The organism is Pseudomonas sp. NCCP-436 (genome assembly GCF_019656335.1).
Classification (GTDB): domain Bacteria; phylum Pseudomonadota; class Gammaproteobacteria; order Pseudomonadales; family Pseudomonadaceae; genus Aquipseudomonas.
In genome coordinates this window covers 64,156-89,624 of sequence record NZ_BPLZ01000011.1, presented here as the reverse complement: position 1 = coordinate 89,624, position 25,469 = coordinate 64,156, and the positions used below count along the sequence as shown (strand labels likewise).

The 25,469-nt window shown below is 58.2% G+C and carries 22 protein-coding genes; 6 read left to right on the top strand and 16 right to left on the bottom strand.

Annotated features, from left to right (window positions below; translation table 11 throughout):
- The first annotated feature begins 28 nt into the window (after window positions 1-28).
- Window positions 29-847 carry a pyruvate, water dikinase regulatory protein gene (locus NCCP436_RS12620; RefSeq protein WP_220804353.1) on the top strand — a complete coding sequence of 273 codons (819 nt, stop codon included), beginning with the start codon at window positions 29-31 and terminating at the stop codon, window positions 845-847.
- A gap of 65 nt (window positions 848-912) precedes the next feature.
- Here the strand turns inward: NCCP436_RS12620 and prpF are convergent, their stop codons facing one another.
- The 5 genes from prpF to NCCP436_RS12595 all read right to left on the bottom strand — a co-directional run bounded on the left by prpF (window position 913) and on the right by NCCP436_RS12595 (window position 7,630).
- A complete protein-coding gene (prpF, locus tag NCCP436_RS12615; protein ID WP_220804352.1) occupies window positions 913-2,100 on the bottom strand; it encodes a 2-methylaconitate cis-trans isomerase PrpF in 1,188 nt (395 codons plus the stop codon).
- Window positions 2,101-2,207: 107 nt separating this feature from the next.
- Complete coding sequence (acnD, locus tag NCCP436_RS12610) at window positions 2,208-4,820, bottom strand: Fe/S-dependent 2-methylisocitrate dehydratase AcnD (RefSeq protein WP_220804386.1); 2,613 nt, start codon at window positions 4,818-4,820, stop codon at window positions 2,208-2,210.
- A 13-nt stretch (window positions 4,821-4,833) separates the two neighbouring features.
- Window positions 4,834-5,991, bottom strand: coding sequence for a 2-methylcitrate synthase (gene prpC, locus NCCP436_RS12605; RefSeq protein WP_220804351.1), 1,158 nt, complete (start codon window positions 5,989-5,991; stop codon window positions 4,834-4,836).
- 32 nt (window positions 5,992-6,023) lie between these two features.
- Window positions 6,024-6,911 carry a methylisocitrate lyase gene (gene prpB / locus NCCP436_RS12600; RefSeq protein WP_220804350.1) on the bottom strand — a complete coding sequence of 296 codons (888 nt, stop codon included), beginning with the start codon at window positions 6,909-6,911 and terminating at the stop codon, window positions 6,024-6,026.
- Window positions 6,908-7,630 (bottom strand): GntR family transcriptional regulator, encoded by a 723-nt coding sequence (locus NCCP436_RS12595; RefSeq protein WP_220804349.1) that lies wholly within the window; start codon window positions 7,628-7,630, stop codon window positions 6,908-6,910. Before NCCP436_RS12595 ends, prpB begins: the two co-directional genes overlap by 4 nt.
- A gap of 302 nt (window positions 7,631-7,932) precedes the next feature.
- Here NCCP436_RS12595 and NCCP436_RS12590 point away from each other — a divergent pair, with 302 nt between their 5' ends.
- Genes NCCP436_RS12590 through NCCP436_RS12580 form a run of 3 tightly spaced genes read left to right on the top strand, consistent with a single transcriptional unit; the run spans window position 7,933 to window position 10,992 of the window.
- A complete protein-coding gene (locus tag NCCP436_RS12590) occupies window positions 7,933-8,469 on the top strand; it encodes an ATP-dependent zinc protease (RefSeq protein ID WP_220804348.1) in 537 nt (178 codons plus the stop codon).
- A 5-nt stretch (window positions 8,470-8,474) separates the two neighbouring features.
- The gene (locus NCCP436_RS12585; protein WP_220804347.1) at window positions 8,475-10,001 is read left to right on the top strand and encodes an inactive transglutaminase family protein; all 1,527 of its coding nucleotides are present in this window, start codon (window positions 8,475-8,477) and stop codon (window positions 9,999-10,001) included.
- A 4-nt stretch (window positions 10,002-10,005) separates the two neighbouring features.
- Window positions 10,006-10,992: an alpha-L-glutamate ligase-like protein gene (locus NCCP436_RS12580; RefSeq protein ID WP_220804346.1), complete on the top strand. Its 987-nt coding sequence runs from the start codon at window positions 10,006-10,008 to the stop codon at window positions 10,990-10,992.
- A 443-nt stretch (window positions 10,993-11,435) separates the two neighbouring features.
- On the opposite strand, the gene NCCP436_RS12575 is transcribed toward NCCP436_RS12580, so the two are convergent.
- The 4 genes from NCCP436_RS12575 to NCCP436_RS12560 form a co-directional block, all read right to left on the bottom strand.
- Window positions 11,436-12,266, bottom strand: a complete 831-nt coding sequence (locus NCCP436_RS12575; protein WP_220804345.1) for an EcsC family protein — start codon at window positions 12,264-12,266, stop codon at window positions 11,436-11,438.
- A gap of 477 nt (window positions 12,267-12,743) precedes the next feature.
- Window positions 12,744-13,466: a hypothetical protein gene (locus NCCP436_RS12570; protein WP_220804344.1), complete on the bottom strand. Its 723-nt coding sequence runs from the start codon at window positions 13,464-13,466 to the stop codon at window positions 12,744-12,746.
- 176 nt (window positions 13,467-13,642) lie between these two features.
- Window positions 13,643-14,509, bottom strand: coding sequence for a DinB family protein (locus tag NCCP436_RS12565; RefSeq protein ID WP_220804343.1), 867 nt, complete (start codon window positions 14,507-14,509; stop codon window positions 13,643-13,645).
- A gap of 359 nt (window positions 14,510-14,868) precedes the next feature.
- A complete protein-coding gene (locus tag NCCP436_RS12560) occupies window positions 14,869-15,207 on the bottom strand; it encodes a hypothetical protein (RefSeq protein WP_220804342.1) in 339 nt (112 codons plus the stop codon).
- A gap of 557 nt (window positions 15,208-15,764) precedes the next feature.
- On the opposite strand from NCCP436_RS12560, the gene pabB reads away from it, so the two are divergent.
- Window positions 15,765-17,108, top strand: coding sequence for an aminodeoxychorismate synthase component I (pabB, locus tag NCCP436_RS12555; RefSeq protein ID WP_220804341.1), 1,344 nt, complete (start codon window positions 15,765-15,767; stop codon window positions 17,106-17,108).
- Between the two features lie 71 nt (window positions 17,109-17,179).
- Here pabB and thrH read toward each other — a convergent pair whose 3' ends face one another.
- Window positions 17,180-17,797: a bifunctional phosphoserine phosphatase/homoserine phosphotransferase ThrH gene (gene thrH, locus NCCP436_RS12550; protein WP_220804340.1), complete on the bottom strand. Its 618-nt coding sequence runs from the start codon at window positions 17,795-17,797 to the stop codon at window positions 17,180-17,182.
- 173 nt (window positions 17,798-17,970) lie between these two features.
- Here thrH and NCCP436_RS12545 point away from each other — a divergent pair, with 173 nt between their 5' ends.
- Window positions 17,971-18,591: a phosphoadenosine phosphosulfate reductase family protein gene (locus NCCP436_RS12545; protein WP_220804339.1), complete on the top strand. Its 621-nt coding sequence runs from the start codon at window positions 17,971-17,973 to the stop codon at window positions 18,589-18,591.
- 40 nt (window positions 18,592-18,631) lie between these two features.
- Here NCCP436_RS12545 and NCCP436_RS12540 read toward each other — a convergent pair whose 3' ends face one another.
- The 6 genes from NCCP436_RS12540 to lpdA form a co-directional block, all read right to left on the bottom strand.
- Complete coding sequence (locus tag NCCP436_RS12540) at window positions 18,632-19,024, bottom strand: MAPEG family protein (protein WP_220804338.1); 393 nt, start codon at window positions 19,022-19,024, stop codon at window positions 18,632-18,634.
- Complete coding sequence (locus NCCP436_RS12535; RefSeq protein WP_220804337.1) at window positions 19,021-19,755, bottom strand: DUF599 domain-containing protein; 735 nt, start codon at window positions 19,753-19,755, stop codon at window positions 19,021-19,023. Before NCCP436_RS12535 ends, NCCP436_RS12540 begins: the two co-directional genes overlap by 4 nt.
- A gap of 191 nt (window positions 19,756-19,946) precedes the next feature.
- Complete coding sequence (gene brnQ, locus NCCP436_RS12530) at window positions 19,947-21,269, bottom strand: branched-chain amino acid transport system II carrier protein (RefSeq protein WP_220804336.1); 1,323 nt, start codon at window positions 21,267-21,269, stop codon at window positions 19,947-19,949.
- A gap of 352 nt (window positions 21,270-21,621) precedes the next feature.
- Window positions 21,622-22,509 (bottom strand): succinate--CoA ligase subunit alpha, encoded by an 888-nt coding sequence (sucD, locus tag NCCP436_RS12525; protein WP_220804335.1) that lies wholly within the window; start codon window positions 22,507-22,509, stop codon window positions 21,622-21,624.
- Window positions 22,509-23,675 carry an ADP-forming succinate--CoA ligase subunit beta gene (sucC, locus tag NCCP436_RS12520; protein ID WP_220804334.1) on the bottom strand — a complete coding sequence of 389 codons (1,167 nt, stop codon included), beginning with the start codon at window positions 23,673-23,675 and terminating at the stop codon, window positions 22,509-22,511. Before sucC ends, sucD begins: the two co-directional genes overlap by 1 nt.
- A 308-nt stretch (window positions 23,676-23,983) precedes the next feature.
- Window positions 23,984-25,420, bottom strand: a complete 1,437-nt coding sequence (gene lpdA / locus NCCP436_RS12515; protein ID WP_220804333.1) for a dihydrolipoyl dehydrogenase — start codon at window positions 25,418-25,420, stop codon at window positions 23,984-23,986.
- Between the last annotated feature and the right edge of the window lie 49 nt (window positions 25,421-25,469).

The following is a 25,469-nucleotide window of genomic DNA, read 5'->3' as shown; positions in this document are numbered from 1 at the left end:
CGATCTCAGCTTAAGGCCTCTGGCGCAAATGAAACGAACTGCCTTTTTCATCTCCGACGGCACCGGCATTACCGCCGAAACCCTGGGCCAGAGCCTGCTCGCGCAATTCGAGAACATTCAGTTCACCAAACTTACTCGGCCCTATATCGACAGCGTCGAAAAAGCGCGCGCAATGGTACAACAAATCGATGCCGCCGCTGAACGCGACGGTATTCGTCCGATCATCTTCGACACCATTGTGAATCGCGACATCCGTGCGATTCTCGATACAGCCAATGGCTTCATGATCGATATTTTCTCTACCTTCCTGTCGCCTCTGGAACAGGAGCTGAGTTCGCACTCCTCCTACTCCGTCGGCAAATCGCACTCCATCGGTCAGCACACCAACTACATGGAGCGTATCGAGGCGGTCAACTTCGCCCTCGATAATGACGACGGCGCACGCACGCACCATTACGACAAGGCAGACCTGATCCTGGTAGGAGTCTCGCGCTGCGGCAAGACACCCACCTGCCTGTATATGGCCATGCAATACGGTATTCGCGCCGCCAACTACCCACTGACTGAGGACGACATGGAAAGTCTGCAACTGCCATCCTCGCTGAAAAAGTATCGCGACAAGTTATTCGGCCTGACCATTGATCCGGATCGTCTGACCGCCATCCGTCATGAGCGCAAGCCCAACAGCCGCTACGCCAGTTTCGCCCAGTGCGAGTTCGAAGTACGCGAGGTGGAAAACCTGTTCCGCCGCGAGAACATCACTTTCATCAACTCCACGCACTATTCGGTTGAGGAGATCTCCGCCAAGATTCTGGTGGAAAAAGGCGTAGAGCGACGTCTCAAATAATTCTCGCAAGCCGCTGAAATAAAAGAGAAAAGACCTTAACCTTCAAGCCTTTTCTCAACATGCCTTCAGAAGCTTTCGCCTGGCACCCGAACCCAGCCTTCCATCAGGATCCGCGCACTGCGACTCATGATGGCCTTGGTAACGGTCCAGCTCCCATCGGTCAGCACCGCCTGAGCCCCAACTCGCAAGGTGCCGGACGGATGACCGAAACGTACCGACTCACGCTCACCGCCGCCGGCGGCCAGGTTGACCAGGGTGCCGGGAATCGCTGCGGCAGTACCAATGGCCACCGCACAGGTGCCCATCATGGCGTGATGCAGCTTCCCCATGGACAAGGCGCGAACCAGCAGGTCAACTTCGCCAGCTTCAATGAGCTTGCCACTGGACGCCTTGTAGCTCTTGGGCGGGGAAACAAAGGCAATCTTCGGCGTATGCTGACGGGTCAGCGCCTCCTCCGGGGTCTTGATCAGGCCCATGCGCAGGGCCCCGGCGACGCGGATCTGCTCGAAACGGGCCAACTGCGCCGGATCGCCATTGATGTCCTCGCGCAGTTCGGTGCCCTGATAGCCAATGTCCTCGGCGTTGACGAAGATGGTCGGGATACCGGCAGTGATCATGGTTGCCTTGAAAGTGCCAACGCCCGGCACCTCCAGGTCATCGATCAGGTTGCCGGTGGGAAACATGGCCCCACCCTCCTCGCCATCATCGGACGGTTCGAGAAATTCCAGCACAATCTCCGCCGCCGGGAAGGTCACCCCGTCCAGCTCGAAGTCGCCGGTTTCCTGCACCTGGCCATTACTGACCGGCACATGGGCAATGATGGTTTTCTGGATGTTGGCTTGCCAGATACGCACTACGCACACGCCGTTTTCCGGAATCCGTGACGAATCCACCAGGCCGGCATGAATGGCAAAAGCACCAGCCGCCGTCGACAGATTGCCGCAGTTGCCACTCCAGTCGACAAAGGCCTTGTCGATGGAAATCTGGCCATAGAGGTAGTCAACATCGTGATCCGGCTGGCTGCTTTTCGACAGGATCACGCACTTGGAGGTCGAGGAGGTAGCGCCGCCCATGCCGTCGATATGTGCCGAATAGGGGTCGGGACTGCCGATCACTCGCATGAACAGTCGGTCGCGGGCCTCGCCCGGCACCTGGCAGCGCTCGGGCAGGTCCTGCAGGCGGAAGAACACGCCCTTGCTGGTACCACCGCGCATGTAGGTGGCGGGAATCTTGATTTGGGGTTGCTGAGCCATGATGAGGTCCTGGCTGGAGTATGAGTGAACTGTAGGGTGGATCACGCCTCACCGATCCACCATGGGATCGCTACGGCGGATGGAGAAACGCCATCCACCCTACAGAATCAGGCCACCGATCCTTCGAGAAAGTCCTTGGCGAAGCGCTGCAGCACGCCGCCGGCCTTGTACACGCTGACGTCGGCAGCGGTGTCCAGACGGCAGGTAACCGGTACGCGCAGCACCTCACCGTCGCGGCGGTTGACCACCAGGGTCAGGTCGCAGCGCGGCGAAATGTCACCTTCCACGTCGTAGGTCTCGGTGCCGTCCAGGCCGAGGGTCAGGCGCGTGGTGCCCGGCTTGAACTCCACCGGCAGCACGCCCATGCCCACCAGGTTGGTGCGGTGGATGCGCTCGAAGCCTTCCGCCACGATCACCTCGACACCCGCCAGGCGCACGCCCTTGGCCGCCCAGTCGCGGCTCGAGCCCTGGCCGTAGTCGGCGCCGGCAATGATGATCAGGTTCTGCTTGCGGTTCATGTAGGTCTCGATGGCTTCCCACATGCGCATCACCCGGCCTTCAGGCTCGACGCGGGCCAGCGAACCCTGGCGCACGCTGCCGTCCTCGTTGCGCACCATCTCGTTGAACAGCTTCGGGTTGGCGAAGGTGGCACGCTGGGCGGTCAGGTGGTCACCGCGGTGGGTGGCGTAGGAGTTGAAGTCCTCCTCCGGCAGGCCCATTTTCGCCAGGTACTCACCGGCCGCCGAGTCCGGAAGGATGGCGTTGGACGGCGACAGGTGGTCGGTTGTGATGTTGTCCGGCAGGATCGCCAGCGGACGCATGCCGCGCAGCGTGCGCTCACCGGCCAGCGCCCCTTCCCAGTACGGCGGACGGCGGATGTAGGTGGACATCGGGCGCCAGTCGTACAGCGGGCTCTCGGCTTCCTTCACGGCCCCCAGATCAAACATCGGAATGTAAATCTGCTTGAACTGCTCCGGCTTGACGCTCGCCGCCACGATAGCGTCGATCTCCTCGTCGCTCGGCCACAGGTCCTTCAGGGTGATCGGCTTGCCATTGGCATCATGGCCCAGCGCATCCTGCTCGATGTCGAAGCGCACGGTACCGGCGATGGCATAGGCTACCACCAGCGGCGGCGAGGCCAGGAAGGCCTGCTTGGCGTACGGATGGATGCGGCCGTCAAAGTTGCGGTTACCACTCAGTACGGCAGTGGCGTACAGATCTCGGTCGATGATTTCCTGCTGGATCTTCGGTTCCAGCGCGCCGGACATGCCGTTACAGGTAGTACAGGCATAGGCCACGATGCCAAATCCCAGCTTCTCCAGCTCCGGCAGCAGGCCTGCCTCTTCCAGATACAGTTTGGCGACCTTTGAACCTGGCGCAAACGACGTCTTCACCCAGGGCTTGCGCACCAGCCCCAGCTCATTGGCTTTCTTCGCCAGCAGGCCGGCGGCCACCACGTTGCGCGGGTTGGAGGTGTTGGTACAACTGGTAATGGCGGCGATGATCACCGCGCCGTCCGGTAGCAGACCCTGCTCCTCCTCGGCGCGAGCCGCGGCCAGCTTGGCCTCGTCGGCAATGCCGCGCTCGGCCAGCGCGGAGGTCGGCAGGCGCTTGTGCGGGTTGGACGGACCGGCCATGTTGCGCACTACGCTGGATAGGTCGAACTCCAGCACTCGCTCGTACTCGGCGGTTTCCAGCGCGCTGGCCCACAGGCCGAGGGTCCTGGCGTAGTTCTCCACCAGCGCCACCTGCTCCGGCTCGCGGCCGGTGAGCTTGAGGTAATCGATGGTCTGCTGGTCGATGTAGAACATCGCCGCGGTGGCGCCGTACTCCGGGCACATGTTGGAGATGGTGGCGCGGTCGCCGATCGACAGGCTGTCCGCGCCCTCGCCGAAGAACTCGACATAGGCACCGACCACCCGCTCCTTGCGCAGGAACTCGGTCAGGGCCAGCACGATGTCGGTGGCGGTAATGCCGGGCTGGCGCTTGCCGGTCAGCTTGACCCCGACGATGTCGGGCAGGCGCATCATCGACGGATGGCCGAGCATCACGGTCTCGGCCTCCAGGCCGCCGACACCGATGGCGATCACGCCCAGGGCATCCACGTGCGGAGTGTGCGAGTCGGTACCGACGCAGGTGTCCGGGAAGGCGATGCCGCCGCGAGCCTGGATCACCGGACTCATCTTCTCCAGGTTGATCTGGTGCATGATGCCGTTGCCGGCCGGAATCACATCGACGTTCTTGAAGGCCGTTTTCGTCCACTCGATGAAGTGGAAGCGATCCTCGTTGCGGCGATCCTCAATGGCGCGGTTCTTGGCAAAGGCATCCGGGTCGAAGCCCGGCGCCTCGACAGCCAGGGAGTGGTCGACGATCAGCTGGGTCGGTACCACCGGGTTGACCTTGGACGGATCACCGCCCTGCTCGGCGATGGCGTCGCGCAGGCCGGCCAGGTCTACCAGCGCGGTCTGCCCGAGAATGTCGTGGCAGACCACGCGCGCGGGGTACCAGGGGAAGTCCAGGTCACGCTTGCGGTAGACCAGTTGCTCCAGCGCGGCGGTCAGGTCCTTCGGCTCGCAGCGGCGCACCAGTTGCTCGGCCAGCACCCGCGAGGTGTACGGCAGGCTGGCCCAGGCGCCGGGCCGGATGGCATCCACCGCCTCACGGGCGTCGAAGTAGTCTAGCTGGGTGCCGGCCAGCGGCTTGCGGTATTGGCTATTCACGGTGTCGTTCATTTTATTTGCGATCCTTGAGCGGCACGAACTGCAGGTCCTCGGGACCGGTGTAGTTGGCGCTCGGGCGGATGATCTTGCCGTCGATGCGCTGCTCGATGACGTGGGCGGACCAGCCGGCAGTACGGGCGATCACGAACAGCGGGGTGAACATGGCGGTGGGCACGCCCATCATGTGGTAGCTGACGGCGCTGAACCAGTCGAGGTTGGGGAACATCTTCTTGATTTCCCACATCACGCTTTCCAGACGCTCGGCGATATCGAACATCTTGGTGTTGTGCTGCTCCTCGGCAAGCTGCCGGGCGACTTCCTTGATCACCTTGTTGCGCGGGTCGGACACGGTATAGACCGGGTGGCCGAAGCCGATCACCACTTCCTTGCGCCCTACCCGCTCGCGAATGTCGGCCTCAGCCTCATCCGGGTTGTCATAGCGCTTCTGGATCTCGAAGGCCACCTCGTTGGCGCCACCGTGCTTCGGCCCGCGCAGCGCGCCGATGGCACCGGCGATGCAGGAGTACATATCCGAACCGGTGCCGGCGATCACCCGCGAGGTAAAGGTAGAAGCGTTGAACTCGTGTTCGGCATACAGGTTGAGCGAGGTGTGCATGGCGCGCACCCAGGATTCGCGAGGCTTCTCACCGTGCAGCAGGTGCAGGAAGTGGCCGCCGATGGAGTCGTCGTCGGTCTCCACGTCGATGCGCTTGCCGTTGTGACTGTAGTGATACCAGTACAGCAGCGCCGAGCCGAGGGAGGCCATCAGCTTGTCGGCGATGTCGCGGGCACCCGGGTGATTGTGGTCGTCCTTCTCCGGCGACAGGCAGCCGAGCACGGACACCGCAGTACGCATTACATCCATTGGATGGGCCGAGGGCGGCAACTGCTCCAGCGCTGCCTTGACACCGGCCGGCAGGCCGCGCAGAGCCTTGAGCTTGGCCTTATAGCCAGCCAACTCGGCAACGTTCGGCAACTTGCCATGCACCAGCAGGTAGGCAATTTCCTCGAATTCGCAGCGGTTGGCAAAATCGAGCACATCATAGCCGCGGTAATGCAGATCGTTGCCGGTACGACCGACAGTACACAGCGCGGTGTTGCCGGCGGCAGTGCCACTCAGGGCAACGGATTTCTTCGGCTTGAAGCCCGGGTTGGTTTCAGTCGTGCTCATGCTCTTCTCCTCGAGTCCCTGTTCTTGTCTGTTTACTGCTTGCCAGCGGCAAATAGCGCATCGAGCTTCTGCTCAAAGGCGTGATAGCCGATGCGGTCGTAGAGCTCGGCACGGGTCTGCATCAGCTCGATCACGTCCTTCTGGTGACCATTCTCACGGATCGAGGTGTAGACACTTTCCGCCGCCTTGTTCGCAGCGCGGAAGGCCGACAGCGGGTAGAGCTGAATGGCCACACCGACCGAAGCCAGCTCCTCACGGGTGAACAGCGGGGTTGCGCCGAACTCGGTGATGTTGGCCAGCACCGGAACCTTCAGCGCATCGACGAAACGCTTGTAGGTCGGCAGGTCATAGGCGGCTTCGGCAAAGATGCCGTCGGCGCCTGCCTCGACGTAGCGCTGGCAACGCTCGATGGCGGCGTCCACGCCCTCGGCCTGGATGGCATCGGTGCGGGCAATGAGGAAGAAGTCCGGATCGGTTTTGGCATCGGCAGCCGCTTTGACCCGGTCGACCATTTCCGCACAGGAAACGATCTCCTTGCCCGGACGGTGGCCGCAACGCTTGGCGCCAACCTGATCTTCGATATGCGCAGCGGCAGCACCGGCCTTGATCAGACTCTTGACGGTACGCTCAATGTTGAAGGCGCTCGGGCCGAAGCCGGTGTCGATGTCCACCAGCAGCGGCAGGTCGCAGACATCGGTGATGCGGCGCACATCGGTGAGCACGTCGTCCAGGGTGTTGATGCCCAGATCCGGCAACCCCAGCGAGCCGGCCGCAACGCCGCCACCTGACAGGTAGATGGCACGAAAGCCTGCGCGCTTGGCCAGCAGCGCATGGTTGGCGTTGATCGCGCCGATGACCTGCAACGGGCTCTCGATGGCAAGGGCCTGGCGGAAACGCTGGCCGGCAGTGTTCTGACTCATGACTCACCTCGTGTCGTGGAGGGGGTGGCAAGCGCCTCCTGGTAGTGGCGCTCGATATTGCGCTTGGATGCGCCGATGTGACGACGCATCAGCAGTTCGGCCAGTTCGCCGTCACGCTCGGCGATGGCATCGAGAATACGGTGGTGTTCGGCAAAGGCCTGATGCGGCCGATTGGGCGTGGCGGAAAACTGCAGGCGGTACATCCGCACCAACTGATAAAGCTCGTCGCACAACAGCTTGGCCAGCGTACGATTGCCACTGCCCTGAATAATCCGGTAGTGGAAGTCGAAGTCACCTTCCTGCTGGTAGTAGCCAACACCGGCCTTGAATGCGGCATCCTGCTCATGCAGCTCCAGCACTCGGCGCAACTCATCGATCTCGTCCTGACTCATGCGCTCGGCAGCCAGACGGCAAGCCATGCCTTCGAGCGACTCACGAATATCGTACAGCTCGATCAGCTCGGCATGACTGAGGGAAACCACTCGCGCCCCCACATGCGGCACCCGCACCAGCAGCTTCTGCCCTTCCAGGCGGTGGATCGCCTCACGCAGCGGCCCGCGACTGATGCCATAGGTGCGCGCCAGCTCCGGCTCGGAAATCTTGCTGCCGGGTGCGATTTCACCTTTAACGATGGCAGCCTGAATCAGGCGAAAGACATGCTCGGAAAGCGTTTCCGAATCCACCTGGGGCGTTGCAAGCACTTCAGAGGCATCCAGCATGATTGTCGACACCTAACAGCAATTCACCGAAATAAACTACGATAATGCCGATGAAACGTCAAAGAAATAAATAAGATTGTCGACAATTATTCGACCAACGCCCAAGATGCCACTTACTGGCGACTGACTCACAAAGGTGTAGGCACTGCTGTCTGCCGCGTCTTGCTACGTGCTAGAATGCGCGGCACTCACGCCCTGCTGCACAAACGGCCATGCCTGCTAGACTCCTGGCAGGCAAGCGTGACGACCAGCCGCCCTCCAATTGCCCTGTAATGCCGTTGGCAATGCCTTCTCAAGGTCTCATGACACTCAAGTCCTTCGCTCTGCTGCTTGGCCTGTCAACAATTCCCAGCTCCGGTTTCGCTGCGGGAAAGACTATTTACGGCCTCAATGAATACATCGAACTGCGCGATTTCGATCTGGTGCTCGCCGCCAAGCTTGACACCGGAGCCATGACCGCTTCACTCAGCGCGCGTGACATCAAACGCTTTACCCGCGACGGAGAAACCTGGGTGCGCTTCGTGCTGGCTGTCGACGGCCGGGATAACGAAGTCATCGAGCGCCCGCTGGCACGCATCAGCAAGATCAAACGGCGTGCCGGCGACTACGATCCGGATGAAGGCAAGACCTACACCCCACGCCCGGTGATCGAGCTGCAGCTCTGCATGGGCCAAGCCCTGCGCACCATCGAAGTGAACTTGACCGACCGAAGTGCATTCCAATATCCGCTGTTGATTGGCTCCGAAGCACTCAAAGACTTCCAGGCCATGATTGATCCAAGCCTTAAATATGCCGCCGGTAAGCCCGGCTGCAATCCTGACGCAACCCCTGGCGAGTAACTCCCATGCGCTCTCTGAACCTGCATCTGAAGCTCCTGATCACCGTACTGGTGGCCTTGGGCATTCTGATTACGGCCTATCAAATCTTTATCCTCGGCATACCGGTAACCGAGAATGAAACCGACGACCTATGGAATATCGACGCCAAGGTCGAATTCCAGGCCAGCCCGCGCGAGCCGGTGAAGTTGCAGATGTTCGTGCCGCCGCTGAATCAGGACTACGTCAGCCTCAACGAGAGCTTCATCTCCAACAACTACGGTGTCAGCGTCAACCGTGTTGAAGGCAATCGCCGCGTTACCTGGTCGGCCCGACGAGCCAACGGCAAGCAGACCCTCTACTACCGCCTGGTGCTGACCAAGCGCTACGGCGGCGAGCTGCCTGCGGCCAAGGGACCGATCTTCCGTGACAGCCTGCCGGTCGAAGGTGCCGAGAAGATCGCCGCCGAAGCCCTGCTTGCCCCCATCCGCCAGCACTCTGCGGACGTGGAAACCTTCATCAGCGAGACCATCAAGCGCGTCAACAACTCTGCCGACGACAACGTCAAATTGCTGCTCGGCGGGGATGCTTCCACCGTCAACAAGGCCAAGGTCATCGATCTTTTGCTGTCCATTGCTCATGTGCCGATGGAGCGTGTCCACACCATTCGCCTGCAAGCCGAGGTAGCTCAGTCGCCCGAACTCTGGCTGCGCAGCTTCAATGGCCAGAAGTGGCTCTACTTCAACCCGGAGACGGGTGAGCAGGGCCTGCCTGAGGATCGCCTGGTATGGTGGATTGGCGATGACGAGCTGGTCAGCCTCGAAGGTGGTCGCCAGCCTCAAGTCAGCTTCAGCCTGAACAACAGCGAGATGAACGCCATCCGCCTGGCCAAGCTGACCGACGAGAATACCGACGCCAGCTTCCTCGAATACTCACTTTATGGCCTGCCGCTGCAGACCCAGCAGTCGTTCATGATCATGGTGATGATCCCGATTGGCGTACTGGTGATCCTGATCCTGCGCAACCTTGGCGGCCTGCAAACCCTGGGCACCTTTACTCCGGTGCTGATCGCCCTCGCCTTCCGTGAAACCCAGCTGGGCTTCGGCATCTTCCTGTTCAGCATCATTACTGCACTGGGGCTGTCGCTACGCTCCTACCTTGAGCACCTGAAGCTGCAGATGCTGCCGCGCCTGTCGGTAGTGCTGACCTTCGTCGTGGTGTTGATCGCAGCCATCAGCCTGTTCAGCCACAAGCTCGGCCTGGAGCGCGGCCTGTCGGTTTCGCTGTTCCCGATGGTAATCCTGACCATGACCATCGAACGCCTGTCGATCACCTGGGAAGAGCGCGGCGGCGGTCATGCCTTTAAAGTCGCCCTGGGCACCCTGTTCGCCGCCACCATCGCTCATTTGCTGATGAGCGTGCCGGAACTGGTCTACTTCGTCTTCACCTTCCCGGCGGTGCTGCTGATTCTGGTGGGCTTCATGCTGGCGATGGGTCGCTACCGCGGCTACCGCCTGACTGAACTGTTCCGTTTTAAAGCCTTCCTCAAGGACTAACGCCATGTTCGGTCTGATCAAGACGTGGAAGGCCCTTGAAGCCAAGGGCATCATGGGCATCAACCGACGCAATGCGGACTATGTGCTGAAGTACAACAAACGGCACCTGTACCCCATTGTCGACGACAAGATCATCACCAAGGAACGGGCCATCGCTGCGGGTATCGACGTGCCGGAGCTTTACGGCATCATCGAGACCGAAAAGCAGATCGAGAAGCTCGACCAGATCATCGCCGGTCACAACGACTTCGTTATCAAACCGGCACAGGGTGCCGGTGGCGATGGCATCATGGTCATCGCCGACCGCTTCGAGGATCGCTTCAAGACAGTCTCCGGCAAGATCGTCAGCCATGAAGAGCTGGAACAGCAGATCTCCAGCATCCTTTCCGGCCTCTACTCACTGGGTGGCCACCGCGACCGTGCACTGATCGAGTACCGCGTGACCCCGGACAGCATCTTCAAGAGCATCAGCTACGAAGGCGTGCCGGACATCCGCATCATCGTGCTGATGGGCTACCCGGTAATGGCCATGCTGCGCCTACCGACCCGGCAGTCCAACGGCAAGGCCAACCTGCACCAGGGCGCCATCGGTGTCGGCGTCGACCTGGCCACCGGCGTCACCCTGCGCGGTACCTGGCTGAACAACAAGATCAGCAAGCACCCGGATACCACCAACGCGGTAGACGGCGTGCAACTGCCGAACTGGGACGGCTTCATGAAACTGGCCGCCGGTTGCTACGAACTTTGCGGTCTGGGCTATATCGGCGTAGACATGGTGCTGGATCAGGACAAGGGCCCGCTGATTCTTGAGCTTAACGCCCGCCCCGGACTGAACATCCAGATTGCCAACGACTGCGGCCTGACTCATCGCGCCCAAGCCGTAGAAGCCCACCTGAAAGAGCTGAAGACCAGGGACATTCAGGAAAGCCCCGAAGAGCGCGTGCGCTTCTCTCAGCAACTGTTCGGCCACGTCCACCGCCCAGGCAGCTGAATCTCCGGCCCCACTTGCGGAATAAAGCACAAACCCCTGAGTTTCCTGAAGGAAATCAGGGGTTTTGCATTTCAGGACGGATTATCGATACACCTAACCGCTCGCTCTGCAATCGCACTTCCCTCCCCCGAGGGAGGCAGCCTGGTTTAAGAAAGACTCGACTGCTGATCGTGCGATTGGATAAGCGCCGCGGACAGGAGTTACTCGTTGTTTTGGGGCTCGACTGACTGCCCAACTCCATTGCCAGTAATCATCCGGTAAGCTACAAATCAGGGCTTCACCATCGTATGCGGTAGAGCCTTGGAATACGACGAAGAGCGCATGGCGCAAGAACCCTTGCTGAAGTGTTGCCAGCCCCGCAAAACATCCAACAGTGGCAAGTTTTCCCCCAAGCCTGAGTCAAGCCCGAGGCAGTGTCGGCCTGGCTGAATCGTCAGGCATCTTCAACAGCCATTCAGTATTTTTTCATATTCGTTTTTAACTTGCTCGTAGCCATACTTGCTTTCTAGTCTTTTGATAGTGAAGTGTCCACGGGCGATATCTTGATAGAAATCAGTAAAAAGCGTGTTTATAGTGGCCCCCGTGACAGCACCGATAACAGGAACTGCCTGCGCTGCAAATTTGTTTGTTATAACAATACCGAATCGAGCAGCGACCTTTTCTATGAGCTCCGCAAGCCACTTTCCGGCCTGCGCAGGAGTAAATCTACTTGCTGCTTGCGCCCCCTGTTTTGCCGCTATCTCAGCCAATTCTTTTGATAGTTGACGCATAGACTCCGTCATAAATCCGCGAGATATGTAATAACCTGTTTCTGTTGCGTCATCCTTCTTTGTATTCCCACCCATGGCAAATACCTCAATGCAGGCATGCTTGGTGGAAAAATCATTTAGGTCGAATCCTTCGCTACGCGCTACGTCAGCGACCGAGCGCATCATGATAGTTGTTGATATTGGAAGCTCAATAAATAGCGCGGTGAATCCGAAAGCTCCGCCTAGAGCGCCTGAAGTGGCTGCACAAAATTTGTGAAACTTGGTTGATGCTGACTTATTGGGCTCATTATCAAGGCTCCACAGGGCTGCACTGGCGGCCTTATGAAGAGCCGCCTCGACGGCTCCATTAATTTTCTTGGAGACTGATGCGGGTAGGCTTTTTACAGCGCCTTCTATTGGCGAGCCTATGATGTTGGATAGCTTTGCGATAATGGATGGGGACTCCAATAACTCCACAGCCTTTTTGAGGTCATTGTAGTCTCTCGAATTTTCTTGGATGGACACTGCAATCTCCTGATTGTGAATGCCTAACAATTAAGCTAACGAGCGAGAAAAATCGCAGCTTTTCGAGCCCAGCGAACGGCGAGCAGCAGTTGAGCTAATTTTTAGGCGAAACTACCGCAGCGTGCGGTATGCAAAGGCGAACAATGAAAGACCGATTACGGACAAGATAGAACCAACGACATAAGCACCTACTTTTTGATCGAAAAACAGAGAAAAAAATCCCTAAGCCGCAGATACTTCTACAGCTTGAGTCAGAATCTACGGGCAGTGCTTGTGCGCCAAAAATGAAGCTAGCACCCAGGAGCAAGAATAATTCTCCGATTAGAGTTATGAGCAGGAACAAACTCGATTTCATCTTCTGCCTAACGCTCGCGGTAAGCCGCGCCGCAGTGCGAAGCACGGAGGGCACACACAAGCGGAGCTTGTGGGTGTCGGCTTGACCAACCTGTTAGACTGGCGGCAGATACCTTGGCCAATTTATACGCCACCCTTGATGTTGAGATAGCGAATAGGAAACCGTTTACCGCTTGAGAATAGATTAGGAAGAGATTTTCCTTTATATTTTTCGGAAAGCTCGTGTGCAACGTTTCCCACAAATTCATATCTACCACTGGGCTCAAACCGTCGCTCGCTAAAAACGCTCCCAGCCGAAAACCATCCTATGATTGCATATACCTCAAGGATGACGCCTTGATACACTGCAAGCGCATAGTCCGCGTGATTTTTATCGGAACCAAGAGGCCATACGCCACGGGTGCACTCATAAATTTCACGGTCTGTCATCCCTGGCCTGTAGGTCTGGCTGATGTTAATTGCAATACATCGTTCGGTGACATCTGCAGGTGGAGCGTCGTATCTTCGAATCAGCTCATCGACACTTGCGCGACCAAAATATTTTGAATACTTACCCTTCACGCCGTTAGTCAAGTTTTCGAGTTCGGCGAAATCAATGCAAACGGATTCGACAAGTTTGGCCTCATCCTGGCTTAGCCCATGACGAAGAATAGAAATGATAGGTTTGGTGCCGGCAGCGTGAAGCTCTTGAATGATTCTTACCTTTTCGCAGTCCGTTTTGTCGACCAAATGATCAAATGCACGATTACCCTTGCCTTGACCAATGTAGAACGCTTTTCCTGTCCGCGGATCAATGTACGCATAAACGTACCACTGTAGCTTGTCTCTGACTTTGGCGCTGAACATGAACTCTCCGTATAAGGCCTAACGCCCGGCTCACCAGCGCCCAAGCCGGAGAGGCTTTTGTGGTAAAGTGTAGCGCAGCGAAACACACAAAAGCAGCGTAGGTTTGGGCGTCTGCGTGTAGCCGATTGTTATGCATTGGCGATGTTAAAGATTTACTTTGTTCCGCTGCGGCCTTTTTAACCCTTCGGCTTCGCGCCAAGTTTTAACATTAGTTCAGAAAAGGATGGATTCTCAGAGAGAAGTTTTTCTAAATCGGCATTACGAGCATAACGTCGAGCCATCTTTCCATTGCGGTCACTGAGTATAAATGTCGCGTTGTGATATTCTGCTGAAACGTAGTTGTCAAGCCAGCCCTCAAGATCTTGTTTCAAAACGATGATTTCTGCGCCAATCTCATTAAGCTTCTTAACCTGTTCTTGCTGAATTTCTGGATCAGGTATCGGTGTAATTATAGCTGCCACGTTTTTTGCGTTATTACTTATCAAATGCTCTGCAAGTTGCGCAATAGCTAGCTGCCCTCCCGCTGGTACCACATTGAACTGAGCATCGATATCGAAGCGTTCGAGCAACACTTGAATGGTACGGACATCGTCTTCGCCTTCAACCAATATACTCCACGGCTGGCTCCGAACTCGATCTGTAATACCTAGGCTAGGTGATTTCACCTCAGAAAGGTAAGTCTCTAAAGGATAGAAGGGTTGCCCGTAGCTAGCGGCATAACGTCGCTTCACGCGCATCGCCTCACGCAAAGTTATTTTCCCATCTTCAATAAGCAGAAGATCGTTATGGCCAAACAGGATGAGATTCAGTTCCTTTCCATTTAGCAACGCGTCTACAGCGTCTGTACTGTAGTCAGACATGGAAAAGAATACGCCGATTGTACCTATTAGCTTCCCATCCACCTTTCCTTTGAAAGAATACAGGGAAGACGCAGGAATTGGCGATGCGTGCCATTTGGCTTCAAGTAGGTAGAAGTCTTCACCAATAGCAAAGGAACCATCAACCTCTTCACCGGAAGGGCGCATACTAGTACGCGGTTCCATCTCCTCTTTCGAGAGCATGGCGTTAAGAATTCGCTCAAAGGCTCTACCTCTCTTCTGAAACCAGTGAGAACCGCATGATTCCGGTGGCTCTAACCAGTCTCTCAATTTAGCATTTTCCAACTCAAGCTCTCCGTACATATATCTTAATCGCCGCAATACATATTTTTTATTGTTTGGCGAATAACGCTCGAAAGGTCAATTCTGCATAACGTTTGGTTAATGGGCGGGCTTTAGCCCGTCCCAGTGAGCGAAGCGAACGATTTGAACCTGTTGTTAGAGGCACTATCCAAAGAATAGATGTTCAATTTTTAACGATGATTTGTTGACCTTCAAAAGGTAGGCTCTTGCTGTGGTTAAGTTTAAAGTAAATTGCTGTCGTCGCCATTTTGGAGTACTTCAATATCTGTAAGGTTGTTCCAGACGCGTTCTGGTTTACTACTTGATGAACAGGGCTGGTAAAATGCTGAGTTATTTGACCAATATTTAGCATGGATTGCTTTTTTTCTTTCGATAAATGGCGTTAATTCATCATCCTTGTAATTTCCACTTGCCATTATGGTCGCTTCGCTCAGTTCTACTTCTAGTATTTCAGAGTAGTAGTTCTTCATAACAGCACATACGGCTCTTTCCATCTGATCATATATTTCAGGAAGGTTCTCAAGTCGCTGTATTAGCTTGAGCGCGTCATTGATTTCCATATGTGCCTCTAACAGTGATTAGATAGCCGTCCACACTAATCCAACAGCATGGACAGCGGTATAACTCCGGAAAAACGGAGCATAAAATCCAGATAAATTTAAAAAAAATCAACAGATTAGAACACACAGCATGTGCTAGCGCGTATTCGCTTGACTTCCATGTTTTACGCTTTCATTACTACTGAACAGGTATACACAAAGATACTGGCACGGTGCAAGCACATGGGGGAGCGAATCGGAAAGTGCCGAAGCCAATGGGCGGAAGGCATAGGGCAAAGGCCCGTTTTCTGGCTTTGCGCATTTACTGGCAGCAGCGGGCACAGGCTGAATTCGGACAAGCCCCAGAAGTTTCACAGAAACGCCAAGACATAGCCGGCCAATACGCCAGTGCGCATCTGAATTTGCTTGAGAAAACAGGCAAGATGGAGTAGTGCGAAGCCCCAATTTTGTACTTGCGCGGCACAACCTCCCACAATCCGCCGAGTTTTCCTGCCGCCCCTAGGATGAATCCAGGCGGCAGACTACAATCGGCTGTTTTGAGCTCCCGACGACCACGCATGCCGACCTGCTCATTGCACTTTCTGCCCTACTGCGCCGATCCGGCGGAATTCTTTCAGCGTATCCGTCAGGCTCCGGGGGCCGTGCTACTGGACTCCGGGCGCCCAGGCGCCGAACGCGGCCGCTACGACCTGATGAGCGCCTGGCCACTGTGCGAACTGGCACCAGCCGCTAATGAAACGGGCAACGCCTTTCTGCAACGACTGCGTAGCGCCCTGCAAATACTCGGGCCAGCCCACCCGCCCGAGGACTTCGAGGCCCCCTTCGCCGGCGGCCTGATCGGCTATCTGGGCTATGACTTCGGCCGGCGCCTGGAGCGCTTGCCCGGCCAGAGCTATGACGATCTGAATCTGGAGGACGCTCGCTTCGGCCTCTACGCTTGGGCTCTTATCAGCGATCATCAATTGGAGCGCAGCTACCTGCTGTTTCATCCGGGCCTGCCGCCAGCCGAGCGCGAGCGTCTGCAGCAGCTGTTCAAGGCTCCCGCACCGCAGGCAGCGAAACAGTTCCGCCTGACTAGCCACTTTCAGGCCGATCTGGACGCTGCCGCCTACCGCCGGGCCATAGAACGCATTCAGGCTTATATCCTCGCTGGAGACTGTTACCAGGTTAACTTCGCCCAACGCTTTCAGGCACCTTGCGAGGGCGATCCCTGGGCTGCTTATCAGGCGTTGCGTCAAGCCTGTCCAACGCCCTTCTCCAGCTTTTACGGCCTCCCTGGCGATGGTGCAATTCTCAGCCTGTCACCGGAGCGCTTCCTCCGAGTCAGCGTCGGCCAGGTGGAAACCCGTCCGATCAAGGGCACGCGGCCGCGAGGTGGCGATCAGGCAACAGATCAGGCGCTAGCCCGCGAACTGCTCGACAGCACCAAGGATCGAGCAGAAAACCTGATGATCGTGGATCTGCTGCGCAACGACTTGGGCCGCAGTTGCCGCACCGGTTCGGTTAGGGTTCCGCAGTTGTTCGCCCTGGAAAGCTATCCCAATGTCCACCATCTGGTGAGCTGCGTCACTGCTGAGCTGGCCTCCGGAAAGGATCCGCTTGACCTGATTGCCGGCAGCTTTCCTGGCGGCTCGATCACCGGAGCGCCGAAGATCCGCGCCATGCAGATTATCGATGAACTGGAGCCCACCCGACGCGGGCTGTACTGCGGCTCACTGCTGTATCTGGATGTACGCGGCGAATTGGATAGCTCAATTGCCATTCGCAGCCTTGTGGTCAAGGATGGCAGAGTCAGTTGCTGGGGTGGTGGCGGCATAGTCGCCGATTCGGACTGGCAGGCCGAGTATCAGGAATCCATCACCAAGGTGAAGGTGTTGCTGAAAACGCTCGAAGAGCTTTGAGTAACTCGCCGCAATAGCGGCACGCCAATAAAGAAGGCCCGCTGAGCGGGCCTTCTTTATTGCGGGAAAACCTACAGGCTCAGTTGACGATTGGAAGCCTTGATGAACTCGCGCTTGAGGTCTTCATAGTTGTGTACCGCCGGGAACTGCGGAAACTCGCGAATGACATTTTCCGGTGCATGGAACAGGATGCCGGCATCAGCCTCACCGAGCATGGTGGTGTCGTTGTACGAATCACCGGCAGCAATTACACGGTAGTAGAGGCTCTTGAAAGCAATGACCGACTGCCGCTTGGGATCCTTCTGGCGCAACTGATAGCTCACTACACGGTCGGTCTCGTCGGTAATCAGGCGATGGCACAGCAGCGTTGGGAAGCCGAGCTGGCGCATCAGCGGCTGAGAGAACTCATAGAAGGTGTCGGACAAGATCATCACCTGAAAGCGCTCGCGCAGCCAGTCTACGAACTCCACCGCTCCCTCCAGCGGGCGCAATGTAGCAATCACCTCCTGAATGTCCTTCAGTTTCAGCCCGTGCTCGTCGAGGATGCGCAGACGCTGCTGCATCAGCACGTCGTAGTCTGGAATGTCGCGGGTGGTCGCCCTGAGCGACTCGATACCGGTTTTTTCCGCAAAGGCAATCCAGATTTCCGGAACCAGAACGCCTTCCAGGTCGAGACACGCGATTTCCACAGGCTACTCCTCATTTAGGTCAACAGAGCCGGCACTCTAGCGGCTGGCACATGTCGACGCAATGCAGCTACTTATAACCTGAGCGATGCTCACCCAATCAGTTGGTTATTTAGCGTTATAACAACCCTTTGCTACCATCGCCGCCTCAATGCACAGCATCTGGAGTCCTCACCATGGAACTCGACCTGAACGCGCTCAATGCCGAACTGGGCAAACAGCCTGAAAAGCTGATCCAGTGGGCTATCGGGCTGGGCAAGCCTGCCATCTGCACCACTAATTTCCGACCGTTCGAGGCGGTAATCCTGCATATGGTCAGCCAGGTGAAGCCGGACATCCCGGTGGTCTGGATGGACAGTGGCTACAACACCGAAGCCACCTACCGCTTCGCCGACGAGGTGGCTCGCAAACTCAACCTCAACCTGATCACCTACCTGCCCAAACGCTCGCGGGCCCATCGCGAAGCTATCGACGGCCCGTTACCGGCCCTGGATGATCCGCGTCACGCCGCATTTACCGAGGAAGTGAAGCTAGAACCCTTCGCCCGTGCCCTGCGCGAGACCGCGCCCAGCGTCTGGTTCACCGCTCTGCGCGCCACCGATACCGCCGTGCGCGCGCAGATGGATCCGGTCAGCATCAACCCGGACGGGCTGATCAAGGTCGCTCCTCTGCTGCACTGGACGTCCAAGGATCTGTACCAGTACCTAGTAGCTCACGACCTGCCAAACAACTTCGACTATTACGATCCGACCAAGGGCGAAGACAACCGCGAATGCGGACTGCACCTGAGCCACTGATTCCGTCATCATGCGCCGTACCCTATCGGGCACGGCGCTGTCAGAGTGCAGGGCTGAGCATCAGCCCGAGACTGCAGAGCAGTCCCACGCCCCAGACCAGGCTGCGCTGCCAGTGCAAATCGAACCAGTAGCACAGCAGGTAGAGCACCCGACAGATTACAAACAGCAGTGCCAGGGCGTCGACCAGAACGCCTGTAGTCTGCGTCACATGAGCCATCAGCACCCCGGCGGCAAACAGCGGGAACGCCTCGATAGTATTGAGGTGGGCTGCCAAAGCTCGGGCACCAAAGCCAGTCAGGCGAGCCTGTTGCGCACGGGGATGACGGTTGTCGTAACGCCCCTCACCCTCCTCGGCCATCGCCTTGGCTAGCGGAGCCTTGGCCAGATAGATCAGTAAAGCACTAATGAAAACACACCAGAACGGCAGACTCATTCGCTTTTCTCCTTATTGACCTCAGCGGCAGGTGTCGGCGTATAGACCATCACCTCCAGCACGTCCGAGTGGAATTCCCGGCGATACAGCACCAGTACCACACCACTGGTCACCAGCATGAAGCACCAAGGGTTGATAAACCAGGCCAGCATCGCCATACCGAAATAATAGGCGCGCAGGCCGAAGTTGAACTGATTGGCCGCCATCGAAATCACCCGTGCCGTCCTTTCAGCGAAAGCCTTGCGCTCCAACTCGGTAACGTGCCGCTCGCTGATCATCGGCGCCGACCCCACCAGCACTGCGGCGAAGTTGTACTGACGCATGCACCAGCTGAAGGTGAAGAAGGCATAGACGAACACCACGCACAGCCCCAGCAGCTTCACCTCGGATAGTCCCCGGCTGGCGCTCTGCACGAACGGCAGATCGGCCAGTACCGACAACGCCCGATCGGAGGCCCCCAGCACCGTGAGAATACCGGCGAGGATGATCAGCGTACTGGAAGCGAAGAACGAGGCGTTACGCTCAAGATTGCCTATCACATTGGCGTCGGCAATGCGGTTCTCACGTAGCAGCATGCGCCGCATCCAGTCCTCGCGGTAAAGGTGAAGAACGCTGGCCAGGCAGGGAGTAGTACGGGCCTTCCAAGAGGCATAGCGGGTATAGCCTACCCAGCACAGGACAAACCAGAACGCCGCAATGAAATGTGGCAGGTACTGTTCGATGATGCGCATGCCGTCTCCCAGGATAAGTGCGCCTGATTATAGCCAGCCCGGCCCGACAGCGACTTGCCTGCTGCGGCCGACACACAGGGAGACGCCGAGCCGGATCGTCCCGACACACATAAAGCAGAAAAGCCGGTATCGCGCATGACGATACCGGCTTTTCATCGGAGCCCCCGGATTGCGAGTGCAACGGATCTGTCTCAGGCTCCGGCGCCAGCAGAACGCCCCGAGCGCCCAAGAACACGGTCAAGCAAGGCTGACAGCACCAGCGCCAGCAGCACCGGCACCAGCCAGCCAAGGCTGTGCTCAGCAAGCGGCAACTCTTTGAAAAACGCCGGAACCCAGTCGCCACGTCCGGCGGCCGCCAGACCGTCCACCACGCCAAATACCAGCGCTACGGCCATTACCGGCACAAAAACCAGCGCTTGCGAGTGCCACAGACGGTTGGCCAGGCTCAGCGCCACCAGCACGATGGCCAGCGGGTAAAGCCCCACCAGAACCGGAATCGAGACACTGATCAGTTGGCTCAGGCCCTGGTTGGAGACCACCAGACTAAACAGTGCCAGTACCACCACTACCAGGCGATAAGGCAGTCTGAGCAGACCGCCGAAGAACTCGCCGCAGGCAGTCAGCAAGCCGACTCCGGTAGTCAGGCAGGCGAGAGTGATGACCACCGCCAGCAGCAGCGAGCCACTGCTGCCAAAGGTATGTGAAACATAAGCGGTGAGAATCTGCCCGCCGTTTTCCGCTCCGGCCGCCAGCTCGTGACTGGTGGCACCAAGGTAGAACAACGAGAGGTAGACCAGCGACAGAGCAACAGCGGCAATCCCCCCTGCGATCATCGAGTAACGCGTAACCAGGCGGGCGTCGGTAACACCACGATCACGGATGGCGGTAGCGATAACGATGCCGAACACCAGCGCTCCCAATGCATCCATGGTCAGGTAACCCTGCAAAAATCCCTGAACCAGCGGTGTACTGACATAAGCACCACTGGGCTGGCCCACCTCGCCTGCCGGCGCGAACAACGCAGCACCTCCCAGAACGATCAGTGCGCAAAGCAGCACCGGCGTGATGACCTTGCCGACCCGATCCACCAAACGCCCCGGGTTGAGCGAAAGAAACAGCACCGCACCGAAATAGGCCAGAGTGTAGAGCAGCAGTGCCATCGGCTCGTTACCGACCAGTGGCTGCAGACCGATTTCGAAGGACACCACCGCCGTACGCGGCGTAGCGAAGAGTGGGCCAATGGCCAGGTAAACGGCCACGGCCATTGCCACGCCGGCAACACGTCCGAGCGGTGCGGTAAGCTCCGGCAGACCACCGCCGACGCGGGCCAGGGCGACTACGGTCAGCAGCGGCAGACCGACACCGGTCAGGAGAAAGCCGATTGCTGCGGGGAGCAGATTGTCTCCTGCGGCCAGACCGGCACTGGGAGGGAAGATGATGTTGCCGGCGCCAAGAAACAGCGCAAAAGTCATGAAGCCGAGAGCCAGGAGGTCCGGACCTTTCAAACGAGTCATAAGGGGAAATACCACAGCAGGAAATCGAAGAATTGCGGGGGGTTTCCTTGAGGGATTCGGGAAACGTCGCCCGAGCGTTTGGCTCGAACCACTGCATGCATCGCCAGGCGCTTGTGACGCCACGGACACGGTAAGCCGCGAATACTAACGAAAAGCACCCGGCAGCAGCACAGTTGCCGGGCCAGCTGTCGAACTGGCGTAACGGACTGTCGCATCGATAACAGTTGGTACGGTGGCCAGTCGCACAATTCTGATCTCGGGCCCGCCCTGCCCCCACGAAGCCGGCTCGCCCATAAGCGTCAGAAACAAAAAGGCCACCCGAAGGTGGCCTTTTTGCGAGGGTCAGGAACGCTTAGGCGTTCTTGACTTCCCAACCGGTCAGCTCGGCCAGGGCCTTGCCGATGTCGGCCAGTGAGCGCACGGTCTTCACACCGGCGTCCTGCAGAGCGGCGAACTTTTCGTCCGCAGTGCCCTTGCCGCCGGAGATGATGGCACCGGCGTGGCCCATGCGCTTGCCGGGCGGTGCAGTAACACCGGCAATGTAGGACACAACCGGCTTGGTGACGTTGGACTTGATGAAGGCCGCAGCCTCTTCTTCAGCGCTACCACCGATCTCACCGATCATCACGATGGCTTCGGTCGCCGGGTCTTCCTGGAACAGCTTCAGGATGTCGATGAAGTTGGAGCCCGGGATCGGGTCACCACCGATGCCCACACAGGTGGACTGGCCGAAACCGGCGTCAGTGGTCTGCTTAACGGCTTCGTAGGTCAAAGTGCCCGAACGGGAAACAATGCCGACTTTGCCTGGCAGGTGGATATGGCCTGGCATAATGCCGATCTTGCACTCACCGGGAGTGATCACACCCGGGCAGTTCGGACCAATCAGACGCACGCCCAGCTCATCGCACTTGACCTTGGCTTCCAGCATGTCGATGGTCGGAATGCCTTCGGTGATGCAGACGATCAGCTTGATGCCGCCGTTGGCCGCTTCCAGGATCGAATCCTTGCAGAACGGAGCCGGTACGTAGATGACGGACGCTTCGGCGCCGGTTGCCTCAACGGCTTCCTTGACGGTGTTGAACACCGGCAGGCCCAGGTGGGTGGTGCCGCCCTTGCCGGGGGTTACGCCGCCAACCATCTTGGTACCGTAGGCGATGGCTTGTTCGCTGTGGAAGGTACCCTGGGAGCCGGTGAAGCCCTGGCAGATAACCTTGGTGTCTTTGTTAATCAGGATGCTCATTACTTACCCTCCGCGGCCTTGACGACCTGCTGGGCAGCGTCGGTCAGGCTGGTTGCCGCGATGATGTTCAGACCGCTCTCGGCCAGGACCTTGGCGCCCAGCTCGGCGTTGTTACCTTCCAGACGCACGACGACCGGAACCTTGACGCCGACTTCCTTCACGGCACCGATGATGCCTTCGGCAATCATGTCGCAACGCACGATACCGCCGAAGATGTTCACCAGAACGGCTTTCACGTTGCTGTCGGAGAGGATGATCTTGAACGCTTCGGTTACGCGCTCCTTGGTAGCGCCACCGCCCACGTCCAGGAAGTTGGCCGGCTTGCCGCCGTGCAGGTTGACGATGTCCATGGTACCCATGGCCAGACCGGCACCGTTGACCATGCAGCCGATATTGCCTTCCAGGGCTACGTAGTTCAGTTCCCACTTCTGCGCATGAGCTTCACGGGCGTCGTCCTGGGACGGGTCGTGCATGGCGCGTAGCTTGGGTTGACGGTACAAGGCGTTGGAATCGATGTTGATCTTGGCGTCCAGGCAGTGCAGGTTGCCGTCAGCCTTGATAACCAGCGGGTTCACTTCCAGCAGCGCCAGGTCGTAGTCTTGGAACAACTTGGCCAGGCCAACGAAGATGTGGGTGAACTGCTTGATCTGGTCACCCTGCAGGCCCAGCTGGAATGCCAGCTCACGGCCCTGGTACGGCTGCGCGCCGACCAGCGGATCGATGGTAGCCTTGAGGATCTTCTCAGGGGTCTCATGCGCCACTTTCTCGATGTCCACGCCACCTTCGGTGGAGGCCATGAACACGATGCGACGGCTGGAACGGTCGACTACAGCGCCCAGGTACAGTTCCTTGGCGATGTCGGTGCAGGATTCGACCAGGATTTTGCTGACCGGCTGACCGTTGGCGTCAGTCTGATAGGTCACCAGACGCTTGCCCAGCCAGTTGGCGGCGAAGGCCTTGGCGTCTTCCTTGCTCTTGACCAGCTTTACACCGCCAGCCTTGCCGCGGCCACCAGCGTGGACCTGAGCCTTGACGACCCACTCACTGCCGCCGATCTTTTCGCAGGCCTCTGCGGCTTCTTCCGGGGTGTCTACCGCGAAGCCCTTGGATACAGGCAGGCCGTACTCAGCGAACAGCTGCTTACCCTGATACTCGTGAAGATTCATGCTTGTCTACCGTCTTCGTTTAGGTATTGCGCATTCGGCGCTGCACTTATGATGCCGCGCCACCTGTGACTGCCGGAGCAGTCCGCCGGAGGTTCCGCGCTGCGAAGACAACACGGGCGCCCCGACGTGGTTCTGCTTGCAAACACCACGGTGGCGACGAGGCGATTACACGACGCCCCCCCTACCCCGGCTGCTTACAACAACTCAAGTGGCCGAACATGTCGGCCACTGCTCAACATTCATAGCCTGTCTGCGATCCTGCCTGCTGGAGCTGAAGGTGCTCCTGAAACAGGATTGCCTGCAGGTTCTCAGCGCTTCTTGCGGTTGGCGATGTGGATCGCGCCACCGTTCACAGCCAGGGCAGCTTCATGCAGCGCCTCGGACAGCGTCGGGTGCGAGAACACCATCATGCCCAGATCTTCGGCGCTGGTGCCAAACTCCATACCGATTGCACCCTGCTGTACCAGTTCGGCAGCGCTCGGGCCAATCACGTGTACGCCCAGTACGCGGTCGGTCTTGGCATCGGCGATGACCTTGACGAAGCCACTGGTATCGTTGGCCGCCATGGCACGACCGCTGGCCGCGAACGGGAAAGTGCCGACGTTGATGGCAACGCCTTCGGCCTTCAACTGCTGCTCGGTCTTGCCAACCCAGGCGATTTCCGGGTGGGTATAGATAACCGAGGGGATCAGATCGTAGTTCATCTGCGCCTTGTGGCCAGCGATACGCTCAGCCACCATCACGCCCTCTTCCGAAGCCTTGTGTGCCAGCATCGCGCCACGCACCACGTCACCGATGGCATAGACGCCCGGAACGCTGGTTTCGCACTGGTCGTTGACGAAGATGTAGCCGCGCTCATCGAGGGTCACGCCACTGTCTGCAGCCAGCAGATCGGTAGTCACCGGACGACGGCCGACGGCAACGATCAGCTTGTCGAAGGTCATCTTCTGCTCGCCATTGGCGTCGGTGAAGGTAACGGTTACCTGCTTTTTCTTCACTTCGGTGGCGGTCACACGGGCACCCAGGCGGATGTCCAGGCCCTGCTTGGTCAGGGTCTTCTGTGCTTCCTTGGCGATCTGCTCGTCGGCAGCGGCGAGGAACTTGTCCATCGCTTCCAGCACGGTCACTTCGGAGCCCAGGCGAGCCCATACCGAGCCCAGCTCCAGACCGATGACGCCGGCACCAATCACGCCCAGTTTCTTCGGCACGTTCTGGAATTCCAGAGCACCGGTGGAGTCGACGATTACATCCTGATCAACTGGAGCCGGCGGGATCTCAACCGGCTTGGAGCCGGAAGCAATGATCACGTGCGCGGCTTCGACGACCTGCGTCTTGCCGTCGCTACCGGTAACTTCTACCTGCTTGCCAGCCAGCAGCTTGCCGTGGCCTTCCAGCAGGGTCACACCATTGGCCTTGAACAGCGAGGCGATACCACCAGTGAGGTTCTTAACGATGGTGGCCTTGCGCGCAATCATTGCCGGCACATCGATGGATACGCCTTTGGCTTCGATGCCGTGTACGGCGAAACCTTCCTTCGCCTCGTGATACTTCCAGGAGCTGTCCAGCAGCGCCTTGGACGGAATGCAACCAACGTTGAGGCAGGTGCCGCCGAGGGCGATCTTGCCATCCTTGCCCTGATATTTTTCGATACAGGCGGTCTTCAGACCGAGTTGAGCTGCCTTGATGGCCGCAACATAACCGCCTGGGCCGGCACCGATGACTACCACGTCGAATTTCTGGGTCATAACGTATTCCTTCTCGAGTAAACCGGACGGCCCTGCGAACAGGGCCGTC

Coding starts and splice junctions, on each gene's coding strand:
- NCCP436_RS12585 (WP_220804347.1), top strand. CDS start 8,475: ATGCGCTCTCTGAACCTGCATCTGAAGCTCCTGATCACCGTACTGGTG.
- sucC (WP_220804334.1), bottom strand. CDS start 23,675: ATGAATCTTCACGAGTATCAGGGTAAGCAGCTGTTCGCTGAGTACGGC.
- prpF (WP_220804352.1), bottom strand. CDS start 2,100: ATGGCTCAGCAACCCCAAATCAAGATTCCCGCCACCTACATGCGCGGT.
- NCCP436_RS12535 (WP_220804337.1), bottom strand. CDS start 19,755: ATGCGCATCATCGAACAGTACCTGCCACATTTCATTGCGGCGTTCTGG.
- NCCP436_RS12540 (WP_220804338.1), bottom strand. CDS start 19,024: ATGAGTCTGCCGTTCTGGTGTGTTTTCATTAGTGCTTTACTGATCTAT.
- prpC (WP_220804351.1), bottom strand. CDS start 5,991: ATGAGCACGACTGAAACCAACCCGGGCTTCAAGCCGAAGAAATCCGTT.
- NCCP436_RS12545 (WP_220804339.1), top strand. CDS start 17,971: ATGGAACTCGACCTGAACGCGCTCAATGCCGAACTGGGCAAACAGCCT.
- lpdA (WP_220804333.1), bottom strand. CDS start 25,420: ATGACCCAGAAATTCGACGTGGTAGTCATCGGTGCCGGCCCAGGCGGT.
- pabB (WP_220804341.1), top strand. CDS start 15,765: ATGCCGACCTGCTCATTGCACTTTCTGCCCTACTGCGCCGATCCGGCG.
- brnQ (WP_220804336.1), bottom strand. CDS start 21,269: ATGACTCGTTTGAAAGGTCCGGACCTCCTGGCTCTCGGCTTCATGACT.
- NCCP436_RS12565 (WP_220804343.1), bottom strand. CDS start 14,509: ATGGAACCGCGTACTAGTATGCGCCCTTCCGGTGAAGAGGTTGATGGT.
- NCCP436_RS12595 (WP_220804349.1), bottom strand. CDS start 7,630: ATGCTGGATGCCTCTGAAGTGCTTGCAACGCCCCAGGTGGATTCGGAA.
- prpB (WP_220804350.1), bottom strand. CDS start 6,911: ATGAGTCAGAACACTGCCGGCCAGCGTTTCCGCCAGGCCCTTGCCATC.
- NCCP436_RS12620 (WP_220804353.1), top strand. CDS start 29: ATGAAACGAACTGCCTTTTTCATCTCCGACGGCACCGGCATTACCGCC.
- NCCP436_RS12580 (WP_220804346.1), top strand. CDS start 10,006: ATGTTCGGTCTGATCAAGACGTGGAAGGCCCTTGAAGCCAAGGGCATC.
- sucD (WP_220804335.1), bottom strand. CDS start 22,509: ATGAGCATCCTGATTAACAAAGACACCAAGGTTATCTGCCAGGGCTTC.
- NCCP436_RS12570 (WP_220804344.1), bottom strand. CDS start 13,466: ATGTTCAGCGCCAAAGTCAGAGACAAGCTACAGTGGTACGTTTATGCG.
- NCCP436_RS12560 (WP_220804342.1), bottom strand. CDS start 15,207: ATGGAAATCAATGACGCGCTCAAGCTAATACAGCGACTTGAGAACCTT.
- NCCP436_RS12590 (WP_220804348.1), top strand. CDS start 7,933: ATGACACTCAAGTCCTTCGCTCTGCTGCTTGGCCTGTCAACAATTCCC.